This window comes from Paenibacillus hunanensis (assembly GCF_034055775.1).
GTDB lineage: Bacteria > Bacillota > Bacilli > Paenibacillales > Paenibacillaceae > Saccharibacillus > Saccharibacillus hunanensis.
In genome coordinates this window covers 3,829,906-3,850,764 of sequence record NZ_CP139194.1, presented here as the reverse complement: position 1 = coordinate 3,850,764, position 20,859 = coordinate 3,829,906, and the positions used below count along the sequence as shown (strand labels likewise).

18 protein-coding genes are annotated in these 20,859 nt (G+C 46.1%); 9 read left to right on the top strand and 9 right to left on the bottom strand.

Going from position 1 to position 20,859, the window contains the following annotated elements; translation table 11 throughout:
• Positions 1 to 2: 2 nt before the first annotated feature.
• Together SK066_RS15665 and SK066_RS15660 are read left to right on the top strand one after the other, a co-directional pair.
• A complete protein-coding gene (locus tag SK066_RS15665) occupies positions 3 to 596 on the top strand; it encodes a TetR/AcrR family transcriptional regulator (protein ID WP_320542182.1) in 594 nt (197 codons plus the stop codon).
• A gap of 111 nt (positions 597 to 707) precedes the next feature.
• Positions 708 to 2,681: an ABC-F family ATP-binding cassette domain-containing protein gene (locus SK066_RS15660; protein WP_320542181.1), complete on the top strand. Its 1,974-nt coding sequence runs from the start codon at positions 708 to 710 to the stop codon at positions 2,679 to 2,681.
• 298 nt (positions 2,682 to 2,979) lie between these two features.
• Here SK066_RS15660 and SK066_RS15655 read toward each other — a convergent pair whose 3' ends face one another.
• From SK066_RS15655 to SK066_RS15635, 5 genes are all read right to left on the bottom strand, one after another.
• On the bottom strand, positions 2,980 to 4,017 hold the full coding sequence (locus tag SK066_RS15655; RefSeq protein ID WP_320542180.1) for a M42 family metallopeptidase: 1,038 nt from the start codon (positions 4,015 to 4,017) through the stop codon (positions 2,980 to 2,982).
• A gap of 216 nt (positions 4,018 to 4,233) precedes the next feature.
• Positions 4,234 to 4,584 (bottom strand): LapA family protein, encoded by a 351-nt coding sequence (locus SK066_RS15650; protein WP_320542179.1) that lies wholly within the window; start codon positions 4,582 to 4,584, stop codon positions 4,234 to 4,236.
• Positions 4,585 to 4,809: 225 nt separating this feature from the next.
• Positions 4,810 to 6,600, bottom strand: coding sequence for an oligoendopeptidase F (gene pepF / locus SK066_RS15645; RefSeq protein WP_320542178.1), 1,791 nt, complete (start codon positions 6,598 to 6,600; stop codon positions 4,810 to 4,812).
• A gap of 280 nt (positions 6,601 to 6,880) precedes the next feature.
• Complete coding sequence (locus tag SK066_RS15640; RefSeq protein WP_188776463.1) at positions 6,881 to 7,072, bottom strand: hypothetical protein; 192 nt, start codon at positions 7,070 to 7,072, stop codon at positions 6,881 to 6,883.
• 8 nt (positions 7,073 to 7,080) lie between these two features.
• Positions 7,081 to 7,311 carry a hypothetical protein gene (locus SK066_RS15635; RefSeq protein ID WP_188776464.1) on the bottom strand — a complete coding sequence of 77 codons (231 nt, stop codon included), beginning with the start codon at positions 7,309 to 7,311 and terminating at the stop codon, positions 7,081 to 7,083.
• A 154-nt stretch (positions 7,312 to 7,465) separates the two neighbouring features.
• Here SK066_RS15635 and SK066_RS15630 point away from each other — a divergent pair, with 154 nt between their 5' ends.
• The 6 genes from SK066_RS15630 to SK066_RS15605 all read left to right on the top strand — a co-directional run bounded on the left by SK066_RS15630 (position 7,466) and on the right by SK066_RS15605 (position 13,844).
• Complete coding sequence (locus tag SK066_RS15630) at positions 7,466 to 7,663, top strand: cold shock domain-containing protein (RefSeq protein ID WP_188776465.1); 198 nt, start codon at positions 7,466 to 7,468, stop codon at positions 7,661 to 7,663.
• Positions 7,664 to 8,115: 452 nt separating this feature from the next.
• On the top strand, positions 8,116 to 9,324 hold the full coding sequence (locus tag SK066_RS15625; protein ID WP_320542177.1) for a cytochrome P450: 1,209 nt from the start codon (positions 8,116 to 8,118) through the stop codon (positions 9,322 to 9,324).
• Positions 9,325 to 9,695: 371 nt separating this feature from the next.
• A complete protein-coding gene (locus SK066_RS15620; RefSeq protein ID WP_320542176.1) occupies positions 9,696 to 10,778 on the top strand; it encodes a tetraprenyl-beta-curcumene synthase family protein in 1,083 nt (360 codons plus the stop codon).
• Positions 10,779 to 10,801: 23 nt separating this feature from the next.
• The gene (gene pfkA, locus SK066_RS15615; protein ID WP_320542175.1) at positions 10,802 to 11,785 is read left to right on the top strand and encodes a 6-phosphofructokinase; all 984 of its coding nucleotides are present in this window, start codon (positions 10,802 to 10,804) and stop codon (positions 11,783 to 11,785) included.
• A 515-nt stretch (positions 11,786 to 12,300) separates the two neighbouring features.
• Positions 12,301 to 12,900 carry a TetR/AcrR family transcriptional regulator gene (locus SK066_RS15610; RefSeq protein ID WP_320542174.1) on the top strand — a complete coding sequence of 200 codons (600 nt, stop codon included), beginning with the start codon at positions 12,301 to 12,303 and terminating at the stop codon, positions 12,898 to 12,900.
• 74 nt (positions 12,901 to 12,974) lie between these two features.
• Positions 12,975 to 13,844, top strand: a complete 870-nt coding sequence (locus SK066_RS15605) for a DUF72 domain-containing protein (protein WP_320542173.1) — start codon at positions 12,975 to 12,977, stop codon at positions 13,842 to 13,844.
• Between the two features lie 296 nt (positions 13,845 to 14,140).
• Here SK066_RS15605 and SK066_RS15600 read toward each other — a convergent pair whose 3' ends face one another.
• From SK066_RS15600 to SK066_RS15585, 4 genes are all read right to left on the bottom strand, one after another.
• On the bottom strand, positions 14,141 to 15,520 hold the full coding sequence (locus SK066_RS15600; RefSeq protein WP_320542172.1) for an MATE family efflux transporter: 1,380 nt from the start codon (positions 15,518 to 15,520) through the stop codon (positions 14,141 to 14,143).
• A gap of 304 nt (positions 15,521 to 15,824) precedes the next feature.
• Positions 15,825 to 17,000 (bottom strand): putative glycoside hydrolase, encoded by a 1,176-nt coding sequence (locus SK066_RS15595; protein WP_188776471.1) that lies wholly within the window; start codon positions 16,998 to 17,000, stop codon positions 15,825 to 15,827.
• A 416-nt stretch (positions 17,001 to 17,416) separates the two neighbouring features.
• Positions 17,417 to 17,620 (bottom strand): hypothetical protein, encoded by a 204-nt coding sequence (locus SK066_RS15590; RefSeq protein WP_188776472.1) that lies wholly within the window; start codon positions 17,618 to 17,620, stop codon positions 17,417 to 17,419.
• Positions 17,621 to 17,934: 314 nt separating this feature from the next.
• On the bottom strand, positions 17,935 to 18,756 hold the full coding sequence (locus SK066_RS15585; protein ID WP_250345484.1) for a YitT family protein: 822 nt from the start codon (positions 18,754 to 18,756) through the stop codon (positions 17,935 to 17,937).
• 425 nt (positions 18,757 to 19,181) lie between these two features.
• Between SK066_RS15585 and SK066_RS15580 the strand changes: the two genes are divergently transcribed.
• The gene (locus SK066_RS15580; protein ID WP_188776474.1) at positions 19,182 to 20,768 is read left to right on the top strand and encodes a degradosome RNA helicase CshA; all 1,587 of its coding nucleotides are present in this window, start codon (positions 19,182 to 19,184) and stop codon (positions 20,766 to 20,768) included.
• Positions 20,769 to 20,859: the final 91 nt, after the last annotated feature.

Sequence of the window (20,859 nt, the reverse complement as noted above, 5' to 3'; positions counted from 1 at the left end):
GTATGAGCGGCACGACAGGAGACAAATTAGACCTGATACTGGACGCTGCTTATGAGCTGTTTGGCGTGGATGGATTTTATGAAACGAAGATTTCCGACATTGCCAACCGGGCGGGTATTGCCAAAGGTACGGTTTATTTATATTTTAAAAGCAAGGAAGAGCTGTGTCTCGCGGTCACACGGCGTGACTGTGAGCAGTTTCTGGATAATCTACATGAAGCACTTCTTCCATGTACAAATATGGCAGATAAGCTGTACGTGATCGCTGTTCATCATACACGCTATCATTTTGAACGCCGCAAATATACAAAGCTTGTATTTCGTGCGCCGAATAATGATCCAGCATTGATGCAATATATGCGCCAATTCATGTTCCGTTATATGGAAATTGTGCTGGATGTATTGAAGGAAGGCAAGGTTGCCCATCCACAATGGTCAGCAGAATCGTATATCGGGATGCTGGATCGGGTTAAAATGGATCTGATGTTTAACCCGGACTTCAATGAGCAGCAGCTACAGGAACGTACGCGCTTTGTAACCGATCTGTTCCTGATGGGCTGTGAAAAACAGATTAACCGTCCTGGCGATTCATCATAAAGTTGGGATGCTGTGTAGCACCGTATCGCTTGGAATCGTTGAATTAAAATAAAGATCAATCCCTGTAATTAAGATCAATGACAGGCCTGGAGCCTGAGAAGGTGAATCACAATGAATATAATGACTGTGGAATCACTCGCCAAAAGCTATGGCGATAAAATACTGTTTCAAGATGCCTCGTTTGGCATGGAAGATCGCGACAAGATCGGTATTATCGGTGTAAACGGAACAGGGAAATCCACGTTTCTTAAAATTATCGCTGGACTGGAGGAGCCAGATAGCGGTCAGGTAGTGATCGGCAACAGCGTGCGTGTACGCTATCTCGCGCAAAACCCTCCCTATGATCCAGATGCAACCGTATTGCGTCAGGTGTTCGACGGTGGCGGAGAAGAGCTACAAGCAGTTAGCGCGTATATGAGCGTTATGGATCGATTGGAGCAGCAACCGGATGATCCGGCTGTTCAGCAGGAGCTTGTGCGTATCAGTCAGGAGATGGATCGACTGGACGCATGGTCACTGGAAAGTGAAGCGAAGAACGTACTATCCAAGCTCGGTATTACACGCTATGATGCGCCGATGGGCACACTATCTGGTGGTCAGCGTAAGCGTGTGGCACTCGCAACTGCACTGATTCAGCCGGCAGAGCTACTTATTCTGGACGAGCCGACGAACCATATCGACCATGATTCGGTCACATGGCTGGAGCAATATTTGCAAAAACGTCGTGGCGCGCTACTCATGATTACGCATGATCGCTATTTCCTGGATCGTGTTGCCACTGTGATGCTAGAGCTGGATGGAGGACGACTGTTCCGCTATGAAGCGAATTATACGCGCTATTTGGAGCTGAAAGCAGACCGTGAGGAGCGTGAGGCGGCAGCTGAGGATAAGCGTCAAAATCTGCTGCGTCGTGAGCTAGCGTGGATACGCCGTGGTGCCAAAGCCCGTACAACCAAGCAAAAGGCGAGAATCGACCGCTTTGAGCAGCTACAAAATGATGCGCCAGGACGGCGCGGTGATCAGCTAGAAGTATCAACGGTATCTTCCCGTTTAGGTAAACAGATCATCGAGCTGGAGGATGTCTCTTTAACACTCGGCGGACGTGAACTCATTCACGAGCTGACGTATCATGCAGTACCGGGTGATCGCATCGGGATCGTCGGTCCTAATGGACGCGGTAAATCGACGCTGCTCAATCTGATCTCTGGACGGATTGAACCAACATCGGGTCGTATCATTACCGGACAAACGGTAAAATTCGGTTATTTCACGCAGGAGCATCAAGAGATGGACGAGACGATGCGAGTGATCGAGTATATCAAGGAAGCCGCTGAGGTCGTTAAAACATCGGATGGAAGTAGCATTACCGCCGCGCAAATGCTCGAACGCTTCCTGTTCCCACCTGCTGCTCAGTGGACACCAATTGCCAAGCTATCCGGTGGCGAAAAGCGCAGATTGTACTTACTGCGTGTACTGATGGGTGCACCGAATGTACTGCTACTGGACGAGCCGACCAATGATCTCGATATTACGACCTTGACAGTACTGGAAGATTATTTAGAAGATTTCCCAGGTGTTGTGCTGGTCGTATCTCATGATCGCTATTTCCTCGATCGCACCTGCGAGAAGATATTTGCGCTTGAAGGTGGCGGTGTCGTTAGCATTCATGCAGGAAATTATAGTGAGTATGAGGAGCGTACAGGTGGACAGTCGATGAAGTCCAATATGTCGGCTGACAAAGTAGCCGCCTCCCCCAAAAATGCGACAGGCAATGCAGCAGCTAGCAGTGCGAGTTCCTCTGCGACCGAACCAGCCAGCGATGCAAGCAAACGTAGCTCGTCACGTGATAAGCTCAAATTTAGCTATAAGGAACAACGCGAGTACGAGCAGATCGATAGCATGATCGAAGCTACCGAGCAAAAGCTAGAGCGCATCACAACCGAGATGGAAGCCGCGTTTAGCGATTCGGTTCGCTTGCAGGAGCTAATGGCAGAGCAAGCCAATGCTGAGCAGGAGCTAGAGCATTTGATGGAACGCTGGACGTATTTGAATGAGCTGGCAGAGAAGATTGCGGAGCAGGGCTGAGGCTTACAGCAGATTCCATCATAATATGTAAAGTAGAAGTATCGTACAACCTAACTTTACACTTCAAGTCCTACAGTTCATTAATCGATAGGATAAATTCAGCACTATAGCATATAAAACAAAAGACAGCTTGCATTCCGTTACGGAAGCAAGCTGTCTTTTGTTCTTTATACTGATAAGGAACGAATACGAGCATGAGAATATAGAACAAGCCTACAGATGAATTGTTAGTAGAGCTATAGCATTCATACTTCTACTATAAAGCTAAATGTAGAAGCTATGATATTGTTTCTATACTTTACTCCGTAATATAAGCCCCCAGCAATCTCGCCGTATTAATCACCGCATCACTATGCGTACGTTCCATCGCATGAGACGCATGAACACCTGGGCCGATCAATGCTGCACGGATATTATTACCAGCAGATAGCGCCGCAGAAGCATCTGAGCCGTAGTGTGGATACACATCCAGTACAAATGGAATCTCTTCACGCTTCGCCAGTTCAGCCAGCTTACCCGTCATTTCGTAATCGTAAGGCCCGGAGCTATCCTTCACACAGATCGATACGTCCAGCTCTGTACAGGACAGATCATCACCGATACATCCCATATCCACGGCGATCATTTCATCAATCTCATGTGGAATATGAGCAGCACCATGACCTACTTCTTCATAATTGGAAATGAGCAATTTCACCTGATGCGTTGGCTTCCAACCGTCTACATATGCCGATTCCAGCAAACCGAACAGAGCCGCAACACTTGCTTTGTCATCCAGATGACGAGATTTGATATAGCCGCTTGGTGTCAGCACAGGACGCGCATCGAAGGCAATATAATCACCTACAGCGATCCCCAGCTTTTCTACATCTTCCTTCGAGGAAACCACTTCATCCAGACGGATTTCCATATTTTCTTCTTCACGCTTAAATTCATAAGCATCATCGTACACATGCACCGATGGCTTGGTCGTCAAAATCGTACCTGTATACACACGACCATCCCGTGTATGAATGGTGCAGTATTCATTTTCAATGCTATTCATCGAAAAGCTACCTACAATGGACAAGCGAATCGTGCCTTCTGACTTGATTGCACGTACCATCGCGCCAAGTGTATCTACATGAGCGCTCAGAGCAATCGTGCGAGAAGGATCGTTGCCTTCCAGTGTAAGAACGAGTCCGCCTTTGCGGTTTCGCTCTGCCGTTACGCCCAGCGTTAGGGCTTCCTGATGCAGGCGCTCGATCAGGCGATGAGTATATCCAGTAGGGCTTGGTGTTTCTAATAGTTCTTGGAGTAGGGATAGGGTGTAGTCGCGATTAATAGAAATGTTCATGAGGTTCTCCTTTTTCAAACGGTAAAAGTATGTACTGTCCTTGAGCGTATGCATATCTACTATACTCTGACAGTCCGGGTGACGACAAGCAATGTAACCAACATACCAGTTTTGCGTATCGTTATCCAGTAAAAATCCACCTGTCGTCTCGCTAGCGTTAGCGAGATAGCAGGTGGATTCATAAGTCAATCCTTTGATAGTAGCATTGAAGCGGGATTACAGCTTACGATCGGAGAACGAGGAAGCTGTATCCTCATTACGATCATACATTTTATCAAACTCTACATTGCCAACTGGGCCTGTATCTGCAACAGGAGCAGAACCGAGCTGTGCAATTTGAGCTTCCAGCTGCTTGATTTTACGCTGTAAAAAGTACTGGCGGTAGATGCCATAAAATCCGACGATCAGTCCACCGATCAATGTGCAGCCCAGAATAAGCAAAATCAGTGGTAGCTGAACCATATTGAACAGCAAATTCACCTGTACCGGATTCACGTTAATCACCGCGAAAATCGCAATAATGACTGCAAAAATCAAGCCTAGAATTAATGTCCATTGAAATCTCAAATGAAATCCCCCTTTCAAAATCGTTACGTTCTGACATTTATCTCATTCAATACTATATAAAGTAATTCCTGCTTGCGTAAACAGGTATAGCGAGTTAGCTTCATTCTGTCCACATACAAACGCGCCTGACAGAGGAGATGATCCTGTGCAGGCGCGCTTGATGTGTTGCTCTGTAATCCTTATAAGATAAGCAGAAGCAGTGTAGGAATGTAACCGTTCCAGTGCTTACTTCGTCAATTGCTCCATTTCGCTAATCAGGCTTTCAAATACACTCATCGCTTCGCGAATCGGCTCCGGTGTAGACATATCGACACCAGCTTTAGCCAGAATATTGATGGAATAATCGCTACCGCCACTTTTCAGGAAGCCCAGATAGCGATCAACGGCAGGCTGTCCTTCCTCCAGAATTTGCTTGGAGAAGCTTGTAGCTGCGGAAAAGCCTGTCGCATATTTGTACACATAGAAGCTGTTATAAAAGTGTGGAATACGTGCCCATTCCATCTCAATATCCTGATCTACCGTCATGCCTTCGCCATGATATTTCACATTCAGATCATAATAGATTTGAGACAGATCCTGTGGTGTGAGCGATTCGCCTGCTTCACTACGCGCATGCACGATCATTTCAAACTCGGCAAACATCGTTTGACGGAATACCGTTGTGCGGAATTGATCGGCATAATAAGTGAGCAGATACATTTTTTCCTTTGGATCGGTCGACTTTTTGAGTAGATAATCCATCAGCAGCGCTTCATTTGTCGTCGAAGCCACTTCAGCCAGGAAAATCGTATATTGTGCATCACGATAGGAGAGAGCATTGTCCGAATAATACGAATGCAATGCATGTCCCATTTCGTGAGCAAGGGTGAACATACTGTTCAGATTGTCCTTGTGGTTCAGCAGTACATATGGATGTGTACCGTACGCACCCCAGCTGTACGCACCTGTGCGCTTGCCTTCATTTTCATATACATCAATCCAGCCCTCGTTGTAGCCTTTGTTGAGAGAGTTCAGATAATCTTCACCGAGTGGCTTCAAGCCGTCTGCGACGATCTGTTTGGCCTGCTCATACGTGATATCCATATTGAATTCTTCTACAAGTGGAGCGAATAGATCGTACATATGCAGCTCGTCTACACCGAGTAGCTTTTTACGTAGCTCCATATAGCGGTGCATGATAGGCAGACTTTCATGAATCGTATCGATCAGATTCGTATAGACATCCTTCGGAATATTATCGCCATAGAGGGACATTTCCAGTACAGACGGATATTTACGTACACGAGAGTAGAACATATTTTTGTTCACATTCGCTGTTAATGTTGCAGCGATTGTATTTTTTTGACGAGCATAGGTGCTGTACATGGCTTTGAATGCACGCTCACGAACTTCACGATGTGGGCTTTCCAGAAACTGAACATAGCGTCCATGAGTCAGCTCCACTTCGTTACCGTTCTCATCGATAATGCTCGGGAATTTCAGGTCTGCATTGTTGAGCATCCCGAAGATCGTTTGTGGGGCCTGGGATAGATTGCCCACCTGAGCAAGCAAGGCTTCCTCTGCCTCGGTTAAAATATGCGCTTTTTCACGCTTCATTTCCTGCAACGTGAAGCGGTATGCTTGCAGCTCAGGAGCCTCCAGCAGCTGCTCCAGCTCTTCATCTGACAGGCTCAAAATCTCCGGTGTTACAAAGGAAAGTGCCTGACTCACATCGACGCTTAGCTTTTTCGCTTTTTGCGTTAGTGCCTGGTATGTAGGATTGGTTGTATCTTCATCCTGATGCATGTGTGCGTACACATACAGGCGCTCGATCTGCATGCTGACACGGTCTTCCAGCTCAAAGGCTTCTTTAACAGCCTGCGCTGTGTTCAGCTTGCCTTTCAGCTTATCTGCTTCTGGCAGCATAGCCTTTAGCTCATCATAGGCTTTATCCCATGCCTGCTGATCAGCAAACATATCATTCAGATTCCAACAATGCTCAGGTGCAACCTCAGAACGTTTCAATACTTCCTGCATCTCGAATTCCTCCTCAGGGTAGGTAAAATTAAATGGTGTAAACAGGAGCGATGTGCCATCATGTGCCTGTACAAATGTAGAAGGCTACAGTGCAGTCCACTTTGTGTGAATCGCTACAAAGACATACAATCCACATTCGCTTCCGTATAAAGGTGTAACTATAGTTCAAATAGCAGGCAAGCTCGCCTGTAGCATCATTACAATGCCACATGATACGAGCTTGCCTGCCATGTGAATGAAAATCATATCCCGTGCTGATCCATCGATCGTATCCTTAAATTTAAGAACCGTTCGGATTAGCAGCCATCAGGAAGCCATAAATCATTAACCCAAAAGCAACCAGCAGCATCACAATTGCAAAGATTGCCAGCCAGCGCTTGAATGGCTTCGGAATGGTGTCCTTATACGTAATCAGAACAAATCCCTGCACAAAGGCAAGGATAATGAAGATAACGATAGCAGTGTAGTTCATCGGGCGGCCTAGACCTCCCGGAAGGCACTCATGATGTCTTCCCATTCCGCTTCATTATCGAATTTGTCTTTAGGGAAGCGATCGCTTGCCCATTGCATCATCTCTGGACGGCTAAGGAAGCGATGCGTTTCTTCGCCCCATTCATCGGAAATTTCGCGCAGAATCAATTCGCGGCCGTTCACCTCGACGGTCATCATGTTCCATTTGTCTCTTTTGTAAATCTGGTGTTTTTTAATCATGGTATAAATCTCCCTACTTCGGTATTGCTAAAATCATACCTTTTGCCCTCGAGAATTGCAAATCAAAACGCTTTAACTTCGTTGCATTTTGAAATCGGTTGCGCTATAATACAGTCATGCGTCATAGATGGCGCTATTTTAGGAGGTTGTTTACGTGAAAGGTACAGTTAAATGGTTCAACGCAGAAAAAGGTTTCGGTTTCATCGAAGTTGAAGGAAGCGACGATGTATTCGTACACTTCTCCGCTATCACAGGCGACGGCTTCAAAACTTTGGACGAAGGCCAAGCAGTTGAGTTCGACATCACTGAAGGTAACCGTGGTCCACAAGCAGCTAACGTAGTAAAACTATAAGCTTGATTTCCGTTATACACGGATCACTTATACATTGAACATCCAAGAACGTTCAAGCACATATGTTAGTTACAGCACAAGCTTCCTTGTTCGCAAGGGGCTTGTGCTTTTTTGGTATATAGGTCGGTTAGCGAAATAGAACTGCACGCAAGGATGAGTAGCTAGCGGTATAAACTTGCTGCATTATTGCGTAATAAAGTGATTTTATAAAATAAATCGATAAGCAGAATGCAATCACAAGCGGGGCGTTTTTTGCTTGATGTGATCATCGTGCTATAAAATATAAAATAATTCATCCCTCCAGAGCTGATACATTAAGGTGGGTTTAGGGTGAGTGTACGTAAAGGAGCATTATAGTTAATCAAGTTGATTCTGTTGATCTGTATCCGTCGGTCATTCCAAATAAACATGAAGCACACGTGAAAGCGATAAGTAACGGGAGGTTAACCGATATGCAATCGAATTCCGAAGCATCAGCAATGTTATCACCGAATATGATCGTTCCGCAGGGAGTGAAGGCAGCAGGCTCTGCCTTTGCATGGTATGAGAAGATGAGACGGGAAGCTCCGGTACATTATGATGAACAGCGTGGAAGCTGGGATGTATTTCGCTATGAGGATGTACATCGGGTCATGTCGGATTACAAGTCCTTTAGTTCACAGACACGCCGCGGCGCAGATGGTCAGCAATCTGATATGCTGCTCATGATGGATCCACCCAAGCATAAAAAGTATCGCGCTATCGTCAATAAGGCGTTCACGCCGAAGGCTGTAGCTGCCATGGAGCCGCGTATTGCTGAGATTACGAATCAGCTACTGGACCAGGTTCAGCCGGACAAGTCGATGGATATCATTCATGATCTGTCGTTTCCACTACCTGTCATCGTGATCGCAGAGCTACTCGGCGTGCGTGAGGAGGATCGTACACTATTTAAGGGATGGTCGGATACGCTAGTAGAAGGTTTTAGCGGAAAAGACGAAAGTCCACAGCAACTTGCCGCTCGTAAGCAGCAGGCATCGCGTGAGCTGTATCAATATTTTATGGGCGTGATTGAACAGCGTAAAGCACAGCCGCAGCATGATCTGGTATCTGCACTACTGGCAGCAGAGGTAGAAGGAGAGAAGCTGGATATTCCGCATCTGCTGAGCTTCTGTCTGCTGCTACTTGTGGCTGGTAATGAGACAACAACGAATCTGATCGGTAATGCAGTTATCTGTCTGACCGAGCAGCCGGGACGCTGGCAGCAGCTCGCTCGCAATCGAGAGTTGCTGGATACAGCGATTGAGGAAGCACTGCGTTTTCGTTCGCCAGTGCAGGGCATGGTACGGAAGGCAGTAGAGGATATAGAGATCGGTAGTCAGATCATTCGGCGTGATCAGCTTGTCACGGCATGGATGGGTTCTGCCAATCGAGATGAGCAGAAGTTTGAAGCGGCAGACGAATATCGGATCGATCGTCATCCGAATCCCCATATGGCGTTTGGAATGGGAGTTCACTTTTGCCTGGGTGCACCACTGGCACGCCTGGAGGCTCGTACAGCACTGAATGTACTGCTGGATCGTTTTCCTGACCTACAGGCAATCGAAGGACAACGTCTGGAGCTACTGCCCAGCCCGATGGTATATGGTGTGAAAAGCTTGCCTGTTCAGCCTCGTCCATAGCAGCCTCATCCTCTACTTCATATAGCAGCTTGCGCCGGATTCACTTCTTTTTTGAGTGAACCCGGCGCTTTTTTGGTGAGTGCTACAACATTTAACATGAAATTCACAGTTTTTTTGCAGTTGTGAAAATGTTCAGGTTCATCCTTTTTTGCGTTGAAAAGACAACTGGTTTATCATGTTTATGTTATCTTTTTTGTGAAAAATGTGGGTTTGAACATAGGAACCAACAAGAAGCGTAAAATGGCTATAAAATACTGGAAAAGGCAGCAACGGCGCGCTGTGATCCATAGCGCTGCCACGTTGTGAGGGTGTACAATATGATGTATGATAATGAGGATAGGTTCAACAGACAACCACGTGGAGGCAGCCCATTGAATGATATGATGCAAAGTCGTTACCCGTTTCCCCGTAATGCCATCTCGCTCATGAAGCGAGTGTATAAGCATGGTTTGCCAGAGGTACGCCGCGAGCTGAATGGTTGGCGTCAAATGGCGGAACGCATGCCTGACGCAGAGCTCAGGAAACAGGCGCTTGCAAGTATCGCTACCAAACAGTTTCACTGCGAGGGCGGTGCCATTTATGCGGTCGCCAACCTGTCGCAGCGCCATATTTTGCTGCCGCTCATCGTGGCATTTCAGACGATTAGCGATTATTTAGATAATCTATGTGATCGCAGCACCTCGATGGATGCGGATGATTTTCGCTTACTACACCAATCGATGCTGGACGCCGTAACGCCGGATGCGGAGCCGGTTAATTATTATGCGCTACGCACCGAGCAGGAGGATGGCGGCTATCTGAAAGCGCTTGTGCAAACCTGCCAGCAAAATATACGTCAACTCCCCGATTACCCTGCTGTATTCCCTTATGTGCGTGATCTGGTTTCTTTATACTGCGATCTACAGGTGCACAAGCATATCGCGCCTGAGTTGAGGGAAGCCGCACTCCTAAACTGGTGGGCGGAAAATGAATACCGAACTCCTCATTTGCAATGGAACGAATTTGCTGCGGCGACAGGCTCAACGCTTGGCGTTTTTATGCTGTTTCTCGCTGCAAGTGGATTCAATCTGGGCGATGATGGAGCCAAGCAGACGTATCAAGCTTATTTTCCTCATGTATGCTGCTTGCATATTATGCTTGATTATGTGATCGATCAGGAGGAGGATCGGCGCGGTGGAGATTTGAATTTCTGCAACTATTACGATTCGCCGGAGATGATGTACCAGCGAATTGAACAGATTGTAGACTGGGCACGTAGCGATGTGGAACATATTCCTGGCACGTCCTTTCATCGGATGATTATCGAAGGGCTAGTTGCCCTCTATTTATCCGATCCGAAGGTCAGTGAACAGCAGGAAGTGCGAACCGTCTCCAGAAGGCTAATGCGAAAAGGGCCGCTTACCCGCGTCTTTTTTATGGTCAATAGCCGCTGGATTCGTAAGTATATGTATTGAACATAAATAAGGGGGACATTAGAATGTCAGCAACAGAATCAGCAGTACAAAAAATTGCCGTTTTGACCAGTGGAGGCGACTCTCAGGGCATGAACGCAGCGGTACGTGCCGTTGTGCGCAGCGCACTGTATTATGGAATCGAAGTGTGTGGTATTCAGCGCGGATACCAGGGTCTGCTTAACGAGGATATTTTCCCGATGGATCTTCGCAGCGTCGGTGATATTATCCAGCGCGGGGGAACCGTTTTGCAATCGGCACGCTGTAAAGAATTCATGACACTCGAAGGTCAGCAAAAAGGTGCAGATATTCTGCGCAAGCACGGTATCGACGGTCTGGTCGTTATCGGTGGTGACGGTTCGTATCAAGGTGCGAACAAGCTGAGTAAGCTCGGCATCAAGACGATGGGTCTGCCAGGTACCATCGATAACGATATTTCGTTTACAGATTATACGATTGGTTTTGATACATCGGTTGGCGTTGTTGTAGATGCTATCAACAAGCTGCGTGATACGATGTCTTCCCACGAGCGCGTATCGATCGTTGAAGTTATGGGTCGTCATTGTGGCGATATCGCTCTGCATGCAGGTCTGGCTTCCGGTGCAGAATCGATTCTCGTACCTGAAGTACCGTTTGATCTGAAGGAAATTGCGGATCGTATGCATAACAATTTTGCCTGTGGTAAACGTCACAGTATCATTATTGTTGCTGAAGGTGCTGGACGCGGCGAAGATGTAGCAGAGCAGCTGCATCTGCAATATCCAAACCTGGAGCCACGTGTAACCGTACTGGGACACATTCAGCGCGGTGGTACACCAACACCTCGCGACCGTAACCTCGCAAGCCGTCTTGGTGATTATGCAGTACGTATGCTGATTGCTGGCGAGTCCGACAAAGCCTGCGGTATTATCAAAGGCGAGCTGAGCATGACGGATATCGACCAGGTTGTAAATACGAAAAAAGACTTTGACCATGCTACGTATGAGCTGGCACTGCGTTTGTCCCAATAATCGTGGATCGGTGAGAGTATGCTTGTCTAGAGCGGAGGCTGCATGGACAAAAATGTAGTGATGTCTATTAGATGACAGGTGTACATTTTTGCTACAGCATCATGTCAATAGAGCGTAATGAACATAAAACAAAACAGACATGTGCGTAGGGAATATTGCGCATGTCTGTTTTTGTTTTTGTTTTTATTTTGTTTTTAACATGTAATCGGATATAGCTATAGTACCCTTTCAATGCACGTTATCTTCTATTCCAGTGCTCATTTTGAAATAAATCGTCGTTATATGTTATGTTTATGAAGGGAAAGAAACTGGCATTTTTATATGATTTATATTACATAAAAAGGTGTTTTACGTAGGTGTTTGGCTATTATTTGGAATAAATCGGTAATTTTTTTGCTCAAAAGTTAGAAGATCGCTGTAAATTATTGTACTATAGAGTAGAAGAATGCTATATGTTTCATTCAGTAATTCAATTATACGGAGTGCTGAGAACCAAGAGAGGGGGCTATTTTACATTGGCTAGAGAAAAAGGAGCAAAGGGAAAGGAGAGCCGGTTACGTTTATTACACGCTGCTGCGCGACAATTTGCAGTACATGGCTTTCATACGACAAAGGTGAGCTCGATTGTTGGTGAGGCGAAGCTGTCACAGCCTGCATTTTATTTGTATTTTGAGAGCAAGGAAGCTGTATTTGAAGAATTGGTGGATATGTTCCGTACAAGTCTTCAGGCGGTTATTAACGACAGTCAGTTGCCTCAACAAGAATCAGGTCAGCACAGTATTCTGGATCAGCTCTGTCATACGATTCAGTCGATGTTTGAGTATTTTTACAGTCATCCGGATCTGACGCGGATTGGATTTTACCAGTCGCCAGATGCTGACGAGATCAAGATGGAGCTTGTTCAGGGGATTGAAAAAATGCTACGTATGGAGCAGCGCAATGGCAATCTGTCAACGGATATGTCGATGGAGCTTGTAGCGGAATGCCTCGTTGGCACCATTGAGCGAATCGTTTTCACACAGCTGTTGCCAGGTACAGTGAGTGCAGAGCAGCTAGCCATCCATATTGTCCGATTGTACGTATCCGGTTTAACACGTAAGCAAAGCAAAGTATAGCCAATGCATTAGCCCATCGTATGGCAATGATGCTAGCGCCATACCAGATCGTAAAGCCAGGAGGATTGTAAGGCATGATTAGCGTTGGTTTGACGGGTTGGGGAGATCATGATTCCCTTTACCTTACGAAAGAGGCAGTCAAGCAAAAGCTGCCTGTGTATAGCAGTCTGTTCCCTGTCGTGGAGGTGGACAGCTCGTTTTATGCGATTCAGTCCAAGCATAATATGGAGAAATGGACCGCAGAAACGCCGGAGCATTTTCGTTTTCTGGTAAAGGCTTATCAGGGAATGACCGGACATACACGCGGGAAAATTCCATATGATAGCGAAGAGGAAATGTTTCGCAATTTTCGGTTGTCGATCAGTACAATGGAGGAAGCAGACAAGCTACAAGCCGCGCTGTTTCAATTTCCACCCTGGTTTGATTGCACAAGGGAAAATGTCAGAACATTGCGTCGTGTCCGTCAGCTGATGGGGGAGGTGCCATGTGCGCTGGAGTTTCGACATCAGAGCTGGTTTACACCACAGATGCGCGACAAGACACTTGGCTTCATGCGCGAGGAGAATTGGATTCACAGTGTGTGCGATGAACCACAGGCTGGAATCGGTTCTGTCCCCATCGTCGAAGAAGCGACGCATCCTGAGCTTACCGTTGTGCGTATGCATGGACGTAATGAATCCGGCTGGAATGCTTCCGGTCAGCCCAATTGGCGTGAGATTCGTTACCTGTATCGCTACAATGAGCAGGAATTGTCCGAATGGGCAGAGCGACTGCGACGATTAGAGCAGCAGTCCAGGCAAGTATGCGTTATTTTCAATAATAACTCTGCCGGGGATGCAGCTGATAATGCCAGACAATTGATGGCTATGCTAGGTCAGCAGGTTCCTGCGATTCCAGAGGAGCAACCACCGAAGGCAGAGCAGATTGATTTGTTTGATTTGTAGTGTGATCATCGATTAATTGATTTCAGGTGAAACGATACGATGATGTAATGAGATGTGAAAAGCCAGCTTCTGCTGTGAATGTGCCTGATCGGTATAACAGGTCGAATTCACGGTAGCAAGCTGGCTTTTTATTGATTTACATAAGGGTTAAAGACCGATACCATTAATCGTATTTCGTATTTCGTATTTCGTATTTCGTATTTCGTATTTCGTATTTCGTATTTCGTATTTCGTATTTCGTATTTCGTATTTCGTATTTCGTATTTCGTATTTCGTATTTCGTATTTCGTATTCGTCTACGTGCTCCATTGCTTAGTAGCGGAATGATGGCCACTGCTAGCTTTGCGTTGCACCCACAGCAAGCGTGCGAGTAAAGTCACTGCCCCGCAGGCAAGACCAATGCTCAGACCGATCCAGTATCCATACGCGCCCCATGTCGTATACGTGGCAAGTAGATAACCAGAAGGCAACCCGATAATCCAATACGACAAAAACGTAAGGAAAAACGCAGGGTTCACATCCTTATATCCACGTAGCGCCCCCTGTACCGGTGTAGCAATCGCATCAGATAGCTGATAAAAGCTCGCAAAGATCATAAAGTGCGCAATCAGTTCAATCAATACCGGATCAGACGAGTACAGCGCAGACACCTGATACCGGAATAATAGTAAAATAACTGCGGTGCATATGGATAGCAGCAACGCTGTGCCGATTCCCAGCTTACTATACTGTCTTGCATCCTTCAGCCTGCCTGCTCCAACCTCATAACCCACCACAATCGTTAGCGCCGTACAGATGCTGAGCGGTAGCATGTACAGTGTAGAGGCAAAGTTCTGTGCCGCCTGATGAGCTGCAATCGTCAGTGTATCATAACGACTCATCAGCAGCGTTACCCCTGCAAATACTGCTGTTTCAAAAAAGATCGCAAAGCCCATCGGTACGCCGATTTTTAACAGCTCCCGCCATTTACTACCAGAAGGTGCATACCATCGACTGAGCAATTGATCCTCACGAAAAGGCGCAGCCTTACGCACAACAATCACAGCGATAATGAGCAGACACCAGTACGTAATCGCTGAAGCTACTCCAGCTCCAACACCGCCAAGTCGCGGGAATCCCCAATGACCAAAGATGAGTAAAAAATTCAGTCCCACATTGATCGGTAGCGAGCATAGCGTAATCATCATCGAATAACGCGTCTGTCCCAGCGCATCGATATACCCGCGTAGCACCGTGTAAGCGAATAACGGTACAATGCCCGTCGATAACGCCATCAGAAAATAAAGGGCAACATCATGCACTCGTGTCTCCAGGTTCATTGCGCCGAGAATCGGCTTGACCAGGAGTGCGCCTATCGCCAGTACAATTAGAGCAATCACGATAGAGAGCAACAACCCCTGATACACATTAAAATTCACCTCGCGCCGCTTATTCCCACCGATCAGATGGGAAACAATCGGTGTCACCGCCACCAGAATTCCGCTTAGCCCTGCCTGAATCGGAATCCACAGACTCGATCCAATCGCTACGCCAGCCAGATCCTCTGGACTGACATGACCAGACATATTGGTATCAAAAAAGCTAATCAGTGATAGCGCAATCTGTGTAATCAATACAGGAAATAAAATCCTCAAAAATTGAGCATACTTTTGTAACCACGTCGTTGTCGGAATCATTTTCAAGAACCTCATTCATTTGGAGTAATAACTAATCTGTGAAGAATATGTACATCCAATCTATACGTATTAATCGAAAAAATAGACGGATAAAAAAGGAGCAGAGCAGCTATCCTGAATGCTGCATTCAGTCCTTTATTCTACAGGAGGAAAAGGGAATTGAGAAGCATGTAATAGGTATGGGAACGTCTGAATTCATTATAATAGGGAACGAAAAAGAGATAACTATTTTATATGAGAACCATAACAAAAAGCAGCGCCCGGACATCTCTGTCCAGGCACTGCTGTTAACAACGAAATCATATTAAAAATTCGCACCCTCCGTATAACGGTTCGATGCATTCCACAGCAGATATTCATCCACGCCCATATCCTTCATTGCGCGAATCTGATCATCGACCTGCTGCTTACCATACTTGATATAATGTCCACTACCCAGCCAGCTGGCGGTGAAATCCTGAATCCATGGACGAATGATTGGCTTTTGCTCGGCAAGCGGATTAAGCTTTTTCAGTGTGTCTTCCATTGAGCCCTTGATCGTTGCATATGGATTTTTATCCGGGTCTTTCACACCAAACCAGCCAGTCGTATAGTGACTCGGATACACCATCGGACTGATAACATCCACATTTTCGGAAATTTTAGCAAAATCCTGTCCGATCCCTTCGGCAGCAGGTACAGAAGCAGCATAACCAAAAATATCAACCGATACTCGTACGCCAAGCGGAGCGAGCTGCTTGCGTGCATATTGTACGAATTCAGCAACCACATCGACGCGAGACTTGTCATTCTTCTCGAACTTCAGCTCATTTTCGTGATTTTCAAAGCCTTCCGGGAAGCGTACATAGTCAAATTGAATTTCCTTGAAGCCTTTAGCAGCAGCTTCCTTAGCAAGCTCGATATTGTAATCCCATACTGCTTTTTTGTACGGATTGACGAAGTTATCGCCTTTACCGTTGCTCCATACCTGACCGTTCTTTTTCACAAAGGACAACTCAGGATGCTTTTTCGCCAGTACCGAATCTTTGAATACAACGATGCGGGCAATTGGATATACATCATGCTTTTTCAAGCGTGCCATCAGCTGATCGATATCACCGATGAATTTTTGCGGACTGCCTAGCTTCTGCAAGTCCTTATTCTCGGTTTTATACGTGATGTAGCCGGCATCGTCCTTGAGGTCGATAACCATCGAGTTGAGCTCCGTCTCGTCAAGCAGCTTGAGCAACTTTTCCATACGAGCACCGCCAGCACTATAAGCGGTAACATAGATGCCCTTGATAACAGGAGCTTCCGGCTGTGGATCGATTTTGGTAGGAGTCTGATCCGCATTTACCTCGGTCTGTTCCATCTGATTTTGAATCGCGACCCGATTGAGCATGGATTGCAGGGATGCCGTCTGTGTTGTTTGTGTCTGAGCCTGCTGATCGCCACCGAAAGCGGTGGACGCCAGCAGCATAAGCGTCCACAAAATATCCATAATGTTAGTACCCTCATCTCTTATGTAGTATAGTGTGCAGCATTACGATTGCCGGGTGTTGCACTTGAATATGTATAGCTTCATCTACATATAAGTACCTCCTGTATCGGGATTAGTTGCGCCTGAAGCATGGATCAGGCAAACATTTATGTACTTAAACTGTCTCATAAACGACTAAACATAGCAAATAAAAGAAAAAATGGAATTGCAATGATAACGATAAGTAGAAAGCGATACAACTGTTTTACAATGAGTAGCGTAGTAACAGTGCCGTTATCATCACGCTCGGTATGCAGGCTTGATATACAAAAAAGTACCGCTTCTTCGTCGAATTGACTTCGACAGAAGCGGTACTTTTATCTGATCGTGCGTATCATACTCGTTCATTACAGGAGCTTATTCATGCTCATCAGGCGTTATTGCAGAAGCTGCTCGTCCTGATTTTCGCAAATGCTATACTGAATAATCTCCAGTGCATCGTTTGGTTCCAAAATGCGCAGCCCATCACGCAGTACAATAAGCGCATTGAGTTCCTGCTGTTTCAGGGAAGGCATCATATCCGGGAAACATTTCATGACAATTTGTGACAACTTCACAGTTTCCATTTCCACAATAATCATCCTTTCCTATCCTGGAATCATTTCGCTTAACAAGGAGAAATCATTCTTACGGGAACTTAGGAAAAGCATGTGTGCATAAAGGAACAAGTACCGTGCACAAAATTCAATGGTTACGTTAGATGGCGGCGTCTGCTTATTCTACTATATATAACGACAAAAAGCGACTTTCAGTGAATAGCTGACCATCAATTCATGAAAAAGTTTATCAGATGTGTAAAACGGTAAAGCTAGATGTACAGGAAGTAGGAAGAAGAAGCTTGCTGTCCCTACTTCACGCGCGCAATAGCGCGAGTACAAGAAATACAGCTGTTCGTTCAGCTTTTGCGGAAGGAGCCCATAATACCGACCGTTTCCACCATATTTACAAAAGCATTCGGATCGGTTTCTTTAATAATGCGTCGCAGCTCGGTTAGCTCGTAACGTGTCGTTACCGTCATTAGCATATCCTTAGGTGTGTTTGAAAACGCACCCTCTGCTTTGATCATCGTCACACCGCGCTGCAATGGCATTAACTTTTCCAGCAGCACATCGGTATGATTAGATACGATAAACAATGTTACCTTGATATGGTTCACGTGAATCAGGTCGACTACTTTACCTGCGATATAAATACAGACCATCGAGGCAAGCGCGATATTCCAGTTATTCGACAGATAACCCATCGCGATAATAACGAGACCGTTTAGACCAACGATCACATTGCCGACCGGGAAATCGCGATAACGTGTAATGATGGAGCCGAGAATATCGAAGCCGCCAGTCGAGCCGCCAGCGCGGAAGGAGATACCGACGCCGATACCGATCAGTACACCGCCAAATACAGAGGAGATCAACAGATCACTGGCAGCGACGGTAGTCGGTACAATAGTCATTAACCACGTCGTTGCTACAACCGACACAATACTGAGAAAAATATATCGTTTACCGAGTAAAAACCACCCGGCAATCAGCAGTGGGATATTGTAAACAAAGTACAGCATACTAATGTTAAGCGGTGTAAAATAACCGGTTAACATAGCAAGTCCTGATACCCCTCCGCTAAGTAGCTGGTGAGGAATCAGGAACATATTGAACGCTACGGCTGTAAAAATGGAGCCGATCAATACGCCAAGGATGGGCATTGATTTTTTTAACATGCAGGTCACCTCTAGTGTTAGTTAGTAAGTTATGGAAAGTGTGTGGAGCCCAAATAGAAAGTTTCTTCCCAATTCGTAATTATATTATGAATCGGCTAGTCATACATCTGTATTTTATGGTATAATGATTTAGATATTCTTGAGTAGGGATGTTTTGCTGAATGAAATTCAGAATTTTAATAAATGCAAGACGGGTTTATTTCATCATAGAGAGTATTGAATAACCCTTTTTATCCAACTTTGACATACTAAGCATTGCATCAGATGCTCTAAAAGTGACCGGACTTATTCAATAATCAACACCAGCTAACGGACATGGTGGTCTGTGAGACCTCCTGATATGCAGCTATATGCTACTCAATTGCTACTTAAGAATACAAACAAGTTAGTGGATTGTCCACCATCATAGAAGGAGTTTGAATATTTTGACAAAATTTGTAGACTTTGGGTTAGATGAAAAAGTATTAAAAGCAATCATGGAGCTGGGCTTTGAGGAAGCGACACCAATTCAGTCCAAATCCATTCCGATTGCAATGGAAGGCAGTGACCTGATCGGTCAAGCACAAACAGGTACGGGTAAAACAGCGGCATTCAGCATCCCTGTTATTAACAAGATCGAACGTTCGGACGAAAAAATCAGAGCACTCGTAATGGCACCAACACGCGAACTGGCGATCCAGGTTGCAGAAGAAATCGAAAAGCTCGCTCGTTTTAAAGGTATTCGTTCGTTGCCAATCTACGGTGGTCAGGAAATTGGCCGTCAGATTCGTGCATTGAAAAAGAAACCACAGATCATTATCGGTACACCAGGTCGTTTGCTTGACCATATCAACCGTAAAACAATCAAGCTGGATGACGTACAATACGTAATCCTGGATGAAGCAGATGAAATGCTGGATATGGGCTTTATGGAAGACATTCAGTCGATCCTGAAGCAAGTACCGGATGAGCGTCAAACGATGCTGTTCTCTGCAACAATGCCACCAAACATTCAGCGTCTGGCGAATCAGTTCCTGAAAGAGCCACAACACGTATCCGTAATTCCAAAACAGGTTAGTGCACCGCTGATCGACCAATCCTACATCGAAGTAAACGAGCGTCAAAAGTTTGACGCACTGTCCCGTTTGCTGGATATGGAATCTCCAGAGCTGGCAATCGTATTCGGTCGTACAAAACGTCGTGTAGACGAGCTGTCCGAAGCGCTGCAAAAACGTGGTTACTCCGCAGACGGTCTGCATGGTGACCTGTCTCAGAACCAGCGTGATAACGTAATGCGTAAATTCCGCGACGGTAGCATCGATGTACTCGTAGCAACTGACGTTGCAGCACGTGGTCTGGACGTATCCGGCGTAACTCACGTTGTGAACTTTGACCTGCCGCAAGATCCAGAAAGCTATGTTCACCGTATCGGTCGTACAGGCCGTGCTGGTAAAGAAGGCGCAGCGTACTCATTCGTTACACCGCGTGAGATCGATCACCTGCACTTCATCGAGCGTGTAACGCGCCACAAAATCACTCGTAAGCCTCTGCCATCCCTGGCTGAAGCGATCGAAGGTAAACAACGTATTACAGCTGAGCGTCTGTTGGAGCTTGTACAGGACGATACAGCACCACTGAACGAATACAAAGGTATCGCGATTCAATTGCTGGAAAGCTATGATTCCGTGAACCTGCTGGCAGCAGCAATGAAGTTGCTGACTGGCGACAAAAAGGATGCTCAGATCGATCTGACTCCAGAAGATCCAATTCGTGCAAAACGTCGTAGACCAGACGTTCGCTCCGGCGGACGCAAGCCATCTGGCGGTTACAACCGTAGTGGCGGTGGCTACAAAGGCGGCAATCGCGAAGGTGGTAGTGGTAACCGTGGTGGATACAGCAGCGGTGGCGGCTATAAAGGCAGTAACCGTGAAGGCGGACGTAGCGAGTACTCTCGTGACCGCAAGCCACGTAGCAACAACGGTGGCGGCGACCGTCGTCCATCTAGTAGCAACCGTACAGATTCTTTTGAATAAGAATTCTTTTCAAAATAAAAGCTATATCATGGTCTAATAACTAAATGATGATGGCTGGGCAACATCCCAAAGAGGCTACCGAGAATCGGTA

Excerpts from the sequence above, each read along its gene's own strand:
- SK066_RS15635 (WP_188776464.1), bottom strand. The coding sequence starts at position 7,311 with ATGATTAAAAAACACCAGATTTACAAAAGAGACAAATGGAACATGATG.
- SK066_RS15600 (WP_320542172.1), bottom strand. The coding sequence starts at position 15,520 with ATGATTCCGACAACGACGTGGTTACAAAAGTATGCTCAATTTTTGAGG.
- SK066_RS15655 (WP_320542180.1), bottom strand. The coding sequence starts at position 4,017 with ATGAACATTTCTATTAATCGCGACTACACCCTATCCCTACTCCAAGAA.
- SK066_RS15605 (WP_320542173.1), top strand. The coding sequence starts at position 12,975 with ATGATTAGCGTTGGTTTGACGGGTTGGGGAGATCATGATTCCCTTTAC.
- SK066_RS15665 (WP_320542182.1), top strand. The coding sequence starts at position 3 with ATGAGCGGCACGACAGGAGACAAATTAGACCTGATACTGGACGCTGCT.
- SK066_RS15590 (WP_188776472.1), bottom strand. The coding sequence starts at position 17,620 with ATGATTATTGTGGAAATGGAAACTGTGAAGTTGTCACAAATTGTCATG.
- SK066_RS15595 (WP_188776471.1), bottom strand. The coding sequence starts at position 17,000 with ATGGATATTTTGTGGACGCTTATGCTGCTGGCGTCCACCGCTTTCGGT.
- SK066_RS15585 (WP_250345484.1), bottom strand. The coding sequence starts at position 18,756 with ATGTTAAAAAAATCAATGCCCATCCTTGGCGTATTGATCGGCTCCATT.
- SK066_RS15625 (WP_320542177.1), top strand. The coding sequence starts at position 8,116 with ATGCAATCGAATTCCGAAGCATCAGCAATGTTATCACCGAATATGATC.
- SK066_RS15660 (WP_320542181.1), top strand. The coding sequence starts at position 708 with ATGAATATAATGACTGTGGAATCACTCGCCAAAAGCTATGGCGATAAA.
- SK066_RS15640 (WP_188776463.1), bottom strand. The coding sequence starts at position 7,072 with ATGAACTACACTGCTATCGTTATCTTCATTATCCTTGCCTTTGTGCAG.
- pfkA (WP_320542175.1), top strand. The coding sequence starts at position 10,802 with ATGTCAGCAACAGAATCAGCAGTACAAAAAATTGCCGTTTTGACCAGT.
- pepF (WP_320542178.1), bottom strand. The coding sequence starts at position 6,600 with ATGCAGGAAGTATTGAAACGTTCTGAGGTTGCACCTGAGCATTGTTGG.